This is a genomic window from Jannaschia rubra (assembly GCF_001403735.1).
GTDB classification, from domain to species: Bacteria; Pseudomonadota; Alphaproteobacteria; order Rhodobacterales; family Rhodobacteraceae; genus Jannaschia; species Jannaschia rubra.
In genome coordinates this window covers 1-5,421 of the sequence record NZ_CXPG01000008.1, presented here as the reverse complement: position 1 = coordinate 5,421, position 5,421 = coordinate 1, and the positions used below count along the sequence as shown (strand labels likewise).

General features: G+C 44.7%; 9 protein-coding genes. All 9 read left to right on the top strand.

Annotated features, from left to right (window positions below; genetic code table 11):
* On the top strand, window positions 1-206 hold a 206-nt coding region (locus tag JAN5088_RS19815), incomplete at its 5' end, for a hypothetical protein (protein WP_503089864.1).
* An 8-nt stretch (window positions 207-214) separates the two neighbouring features.
* Complete coding sequence (locus JAN5088_RS19810; protein ID WP_000466547.1) at window positions 215-1,201, top strand: Minor spike protein; 987 nt, start codon at window positions 215-217, stop codon at window positions 1,199-1,201.
* A gap of 9 nt (window positions 1,202-1,210) precedes the next feature.
* Window positions 1,211-2,806 carry a replication endonuclease gene (locus tag JAN5088_RS19805; protein WP_021370787.1) on the top strand — a complete coding sequence of 532 codons (1,596 nt, stop codon included), beginning with the start codon at window positions 1,211-1,213 and terminating at the stop codon, window positions 2,804-2,806.
* On the top strand, window positions 2,739-2,891 hold the full coding sequence (locus JAN5088_RS19800; RefSeq protein WP_435988044.1) for a hypothetical protein: 153 nt from the start codon (window positions 2,739-2,741) through the stop codon (window positions 2,889-2,891). The genes JAN5088_RS19805 and JAN5088_RS19800 overlap by 68 nt, the downstream gene beginning before the upstream one ends.
* Window positions 2,824-3,063: a phage DNA packaging protein C gene (locus tag JAN5088_RS19795; protein WP_016670801.1), complete on the top strand. Its 240-nt coding sequence runs from the start codon at window positions 2,824-2,826 to the stop codon at window positions 3,061-3,063. Before JAN5088_RS19800 ends, JAN5088_RS19795 begins: the two co-directional genes overlap by 68 nt.
* The gene (locus tag JAN5088_RS19790; protein WP_000084700.1) at window positions 3,060-3,518 is read left to right on the top strand and encodes a scaffolding protein D; all 459 of its coding nucleotides are present in this window, start codon (window positions 3,060-3,062) and stop codon (window positions 3,516-3,518) included. Before JAN5088_RS19795 ends, JAN5088_RS19790 begins: the two co-directional genes overlap by 4 nt.
* On the top strand, window positions 3,518-3,634 hold the full coding sequence (locus tag JAN5088_RS19785) for a phage DNA packaging protein J (RefSeq protein ID WP_000033471.1): 117 nt from the start codon (window positions 3,518-3,520) through the stop codon (window positions 3,632-3,634). Before JAN5088_RS19790 ends, JAN5088_RS19785 begins: the two co-directional genes overlap by 1 nt.
* Before the next feature lie 36 nt (window positions 3,635-3,670).
* Complete coding sequence (locus JAN5088_RS19780) at window positions 3,671-4,954, top strand: major capsid protein (RefSeq protein WP_000065572.1); 1,284 nt, start codon at window positions 3,671-3,673, stop codon at window positions 4,952-4,954.
* Between the two features lie 110 nt (window positions 4,955-5,064).
* Window positions 5,065-5,421, top strand: a 357-nt coding sequence (locus JAN5088_RS19775; protein WP_082429726.1) for a hypothetical protein, incomplete at its 3' end; no start/stop codon positions are given.

The window sequence follows — 5,421 nt, the reverse complement described above, 5'->3', positions numbered from 1 at the left end:
ATGTTTATCCTTTGGATGGTCGCCATGATGGTGGTTATTATACCGTCAAGGACTGTGTGACTATTGACGTCCTTCCCCGTACGCCGGGCAATAATGTTTATGTTGGTTTCATGGTTTGGTCTAACTTTACCGCTACTAAATGCCGCGGATTGGTTTCGCTGAATCAGGTTATTAAAGAGATTATTTGTCTCCAGCCACTTAAGTGAGGTGATTTATGTTTGGTGCTATTGCTGGCGGTATTGCTTCTGCTCTTGCTGGTGGCGCCATGTCTAAATTGTTTGGAGGCGGTCAAAAAGCCGCCTCCGGTGGCATTCAAGGTGATGTGCTTGCTACCGATAACAATACTGTAGGCATGGGTGATGCTGGTATTAAATCTGCCATTCAAGGCTCTAATGTTCCTAACCCTGATGAGGCCGTCCCTAGTTTTGTTTCTGGTGCTATGGCTAAAGCTGGTAAAGGACTTCTTGAAGGTACGTTGCAGGCTGGCACTTCTGCCGTTTCTGATAAGTTGCTTGATTTGGTTGGACTTGGTGGCAAGTCTGCCGCTGATAAAGGAAAGGATACTCGTGATTATCTTGCTGCTGCATTTCCTGAGCTTAATGCTTGGGAGCGTGCTGGTGCTGATGCTTCCTCTGCTGGTATGGTTGACGCCGGATTTGAGAATCAAAAAGAGCTTACTAAAATGCAACTGGACAATCAGAAAGAGATTGCCGAGATGCAAAATGAGACTCAAAAAGAGATTGCTGGCATTCAGTCGGCGACTTCACGCCAGAATACGAAAGACCAGGTATATGCACAAAATGAGATGCTTGCTTATCAACAGAAGGAGTCTACTGCTCGCGTTGCGTCTATTATGGAAAACACCAATCTTTCCAAGCAACAGCAGGTTTCCGAGATTATGCGCCAAATGCTTACTCAAGCTCAAACGGCTGGTCAGTATTTTACCAATGACCAAATCAAAGAAATGACTCGCAAGGTTAGTGCTGAGGTTGACTTAGTTCATCAGCAAACGCAGAATCAGCGGTATGGCTCTTCTCATATTGGCGCTACTGCAAAGGATATTTCTAATGTCGTCACTGATGCTGCTTCTGGTGTGGTTGATATTTTTCATGGTATTGATAAAGCTGTTGCCGATACTTGGAACAATTTCTGGAAAGACGGTAAAGCTGATGGTATTGGCTCTAATTTGTCTAGGAAATAACCGTCAGGATTGACACCCTCCCAATTGTATGTTTTCATGCCTCCAAATCTTGGAGGCTTTTTTATGGTTCGTTCTTATTACCCTTCTGAATGTCACGCTGATTATTTTGACTTTGAGCGTATCGAGGCTCTTAAACCTGCTATTGAGGCTTGTGGCATTTCTACTCTTTCTCAATCCCCAATGCTTGGCTTCCATAAGCAGATGGATAACCGCATCAAGCTCTTGGAAGAGATTCTGTCTTTTCGTATGCAGGGCGTTGAGTTCGATAATGGTGATATGTATGTTGACGGCCATAAGGCTGCTTCTGACGTTCGTGATGAGTTTGTATCTGTTACTGAGAAGTTAATGGATGAATTGGCACAATGCTACAATGTGCTCCCCCAACTTGATATTAATAACACTATAGACCACCGCCCCGAAGGGGACGAAAAATGGTTTTTAGAGAACGAGAAGACGGTTACGCAGTTTTGCCGCAAGCTGGCTGCTGAACGCCCTCTTAAGGATATTCGCGATGAGTATAATTACCCCAAAAAGAAAGGTATTAAGGATGAGTGTTCAAGATTGCTGGAGGCCTCCACTATGAAATCGCGTAGAGGCTTTGCTATTCAGCGTTTGATGAATGCAATGCGACAGGCTCATGCTGATGGTTGGTTTATCGTTTTTGACACTCTCACGTTGGCTGACGACCGATTAGAGGCGTTTTATGATAATCCCAATGCTTTGCGTGACTATTTTCGTGATATTGGTCGTATGGTTCTTGCTGCCGAGGGTCGCAAGGCTAATGATTCACACGCCGACTGCTATCAGTATTTTTGTGTGCCTGAGTATGGTACAGCTAATGGCCGTCTTCATTTCCATGCGGTGCACTTTATGCGGACACTTCCTACAGGTAGCGTTGACCCTAATTTTGGTCGTCGGGTACGCAATCGCCGCCAGTTAAATAGCTTGCAAAATACGTGGCCTTATGGTTACAGTATGCCCATCGCAGTTCGCTACACGCAGGACGCTTTTTCACGTTCTGGTTGGTTGTGGCCTGTTGATGCTAAAGGTGAGCCGCTTAAAGCTACCAGTTATATGGCTGTTGGTTTCTATGTGGCTAAATACGTTAACAAAAAGTCAGATATGGACCTTGCTGCTAAAGGTCTAGGAGCTAAAGAATGGAACAACTCACTAAAAACCAAGCTGTCGCTACTTCCCAAGAAGCTGTTCAGAATCAGAATGAGCCGCAACTTCGGGATGAAAATGCTCACAATGACAAATCTGTCCACGGAGTGCTTAATCCAACTTACCAAGCTGGGTTACGACGCGACGCCGTTCAACCAGATATTGAAGCAGAACGCAAAAAGAGAGATGAGATTGAGGCTGGGAAAAGTTACTGTAGCCGACGTTTTGGCGGCGCAACCTGTGACGACAAATCTGCTCAAATTTATGCGCGCTTCGATAAAAATGATTGGCGTATCCAACCTGCAGAGTTTTATCGCTTCCATGACGCAGAAGTTAACACTTTCGGATATTTCTGATGAGTCGAAAAATTATCTTGATAAAGCAGGAATTACTACTGCTTGTTTACGAATTAAATCGAAGTGGACTGCTGGCGGAAAATGAGAAAATTCGACCTATCCTTGCGCAGCTCGAGAAGCTCTTACTTTGCGACCTTTCGCCATCAACTAACGATTCTGTCAAAAACTGACGCGTTGGATGAGGAGAAGTGGCTTAATATGCTTGGCACGTTCGTCAAGGACTGGTTTAGATATGAGTCACATTTTGTTCATGGTAGAGATTCTCTTGTTGACATTTTAAAAGAGCGTGGATTACTATCTGAGTCCGATGCTGTTCAACCACTAATAGGTAAGAAATCATGAGTCAAGTTACTGAACAATCCGTACGTTTCCAGACCGCTTTGGCCTCTATTAAGCTCATTCAGGCTTCTGCCGTTTTGGATTTAACCGAAGATGATTTCGATTTTCTGACGAGTAACAAAGTTTGGATTGCTACTGACCGCTCTCGTGCTCGTCGCTGCGTTGAGGCTTGCGTTTATGGTACGCTGGACTTTGTAGGATACCCTCGCTTTCCTGCTCCTGTTGAGTTTATTGCTGCCGTCATTGCTTATTATGTTCATCCCGTCAACATTCAAACGGCCTGTCTCATCATGGAAGGCGCTGAATTTACGGAAAACATTATTAATGGCGTCGAGCGTCCGGTTAAAGCCGCTGAATTGTTCGCGTTTACCTTGCGTGTACGCGCAGGAAACACTGACGTTCTTACTGACGCAGAAGAAAACGTGCGTCAAAAATTACGTGCAGAAGGAGTGATGTAATGTCTAAAGGTAAAAAACGTTCTGGCGCTCGCCCTGGTCGTCCGCAGCCGTTGCGAGGTACTAAAGGCAAGCGTAAAGGCGCTCGTCTTTGGTATGTAGGTGGTCAACAATTTTAATTGCAGGGGCTTCGGCCCCTTACTTGAGGATAAATTATGTCTAATATTCAAACTGGCGCCGAGCGTATGCCGCATGACCTTTCCCATCTTGGCTTCCTTGCTGGTCAGATTGGTCGTCTTATTACCATTTCAACTACTCCGGTTATCGCTGGCGACTCCTTCGAGATGGACGCCGTTGGCGCTCTCCGTCTTTCTCCATTGCGTCGTGGCCTTGCTATTGACTCTACTGTAGACATTTTTACTTTTTATGTCCCTCATCGTCACGTTTATGGTGAACAGTGGATTAAGTTCATGAAGGATGGTGTTAATGCCACTCCTCTCCCGACTGTTAACACTACTGGTTATATTGACCATGCCGCTTTTCTTGGCACGATTAACCCTGATACCAATAAAATCCCTAAGCATTTGTTTCAGGGTTATTTGAATATCTATAACAACTATTTTAAAGCGCCGTGGATGCCTGACCGTACCGAGGCTAACCCTAATGAGCTTAATCAAGATGATGCTCGTTATGGTTTCCGTTGCTGCCATCTCAAAAACATTTGGACTGCTCCGCTTCCTCCTGAGACTGAGCTTTCTCGCCAAATGACGACTTCTACCACATCTATTGACATTATGGGTCTGCAAGCTGCTTATGCTAATTTGCATACTGACCAAGAACGTGATTACTTCATGCAGCGTTACCATGATGTTATTTCTTCATTTGGAGGTAAAACCTCTTATGACGCTGACAACCGTCCTTTACTTGTCATGCGCTCTAATCTCTGGGCATCTGGCTATGATGTTGATGGAACTGACCAAACGTCGTTAGGCCAGTTTTCTGGTCGTGTTCAACAGACCTATAAACATTCTGTGCCGCGTTTCTTTGTTCCTGAGCATGGCACTATGTTTACTCTTGCGCTTGTTCGTTTTCCGCCTACTGCGACTAAAGAGATTCAGTACCTTAACGCTAAAGGTGCTTTGACTTATACCGATATTGCTGGCGACCCTGTTTTGTATGGCAACTTGCCGCCGCGTGAAATTTCTATGAAGGATGTTTTCCGTTCTGGTGATTCGTCTAAGAAGTTTAAGATTGCTGAGGGTCAGTGGTATCGTTATGCGCCTTCGTATGTTTCTCCTGCTTATCACCTTCTTGAAGGCTTCCCATTCATTCAGGAACCGCCTTCTGGTGATTTGCAAGAACGCGTACTTATTCGCCACCATGATTATGACCAGTGTTTCCAGTCCGTTCAGTTGTTGCAGTGGAATAGTCAGGTTAAATTTAATGTGACCGTTTATCGCAATCTGCCGACCACTCGCGATTCAATCATGACTTCGTGATAAAAGATTGAGTGTGAGGTTATAACGCCGAAGCGGTAAAAATTTTAATTTTTGCCGCTGAGGGGTTGACCAAGCGAAGCGCGGTAGGTTTTCTGCTTAGGAGTTTAATCATGTTTCAGACTTTTATTTCTCGCCATAATTCAAACTTTTTTTCTGATAAGCTGGTTCTCACTTCTGTTACTCCAGCTTCTTCGGCACCTGTTTTACAGACACCTAAAGCTACATCGTCAACGTTATATTTTGATAGTTTGACGGTTAATGCTGGTAATGGTGGTTTTCTTCATTGCATTCAGATGGATACATCTGTCAACGCCGCTAATCAGGTTGTTTCTGTTGGTGCTGATATTGCTTTTGATGCCGACCCTAAATTTTTTGCCTGTTTGGTTCGCTTTGAGTCTTCTTCGGTTCCGACTACCCTCCCGACTGCCTATGATGTTTATCCTTTGGATGGTCGCCATGATGGTGGT

What these genes read in the sequence shown, in the direction of transcription:
- JAN5088_RS19810 (WP_000466547.1), top strand. Translation starts at nt 215, where the DNA reads ATGTTTGGTGCTATTGCTGGCGGTATTGCTTCTGCTCTTGCTGGTGGC.
- JAN5088_RS19790 (WP_000084700.1), top strand. Translation starts at nt 3,060, where the DNA reads ATGAGTCAAGTTACTGAACAATCCGTACGTTTCCAGACCGCTTTGGCC.
- JAN5088_RS19785 (WP_000033471.1), top strand. Translation starts at nt 3,518, where the DNA reads ATGTCTAAAGGTAAAAAACGTTCTGGCGCTCGCCCTGGTCGTCCGCAG.
- JAN5088_RS19780 (WP_000065572.1), top strand. Translation starts at nt 3,671, where the DNA reads ATGTCTAATATTCAAACTGGCGCCGAGCGTATGCCGCATGACCTTTCC.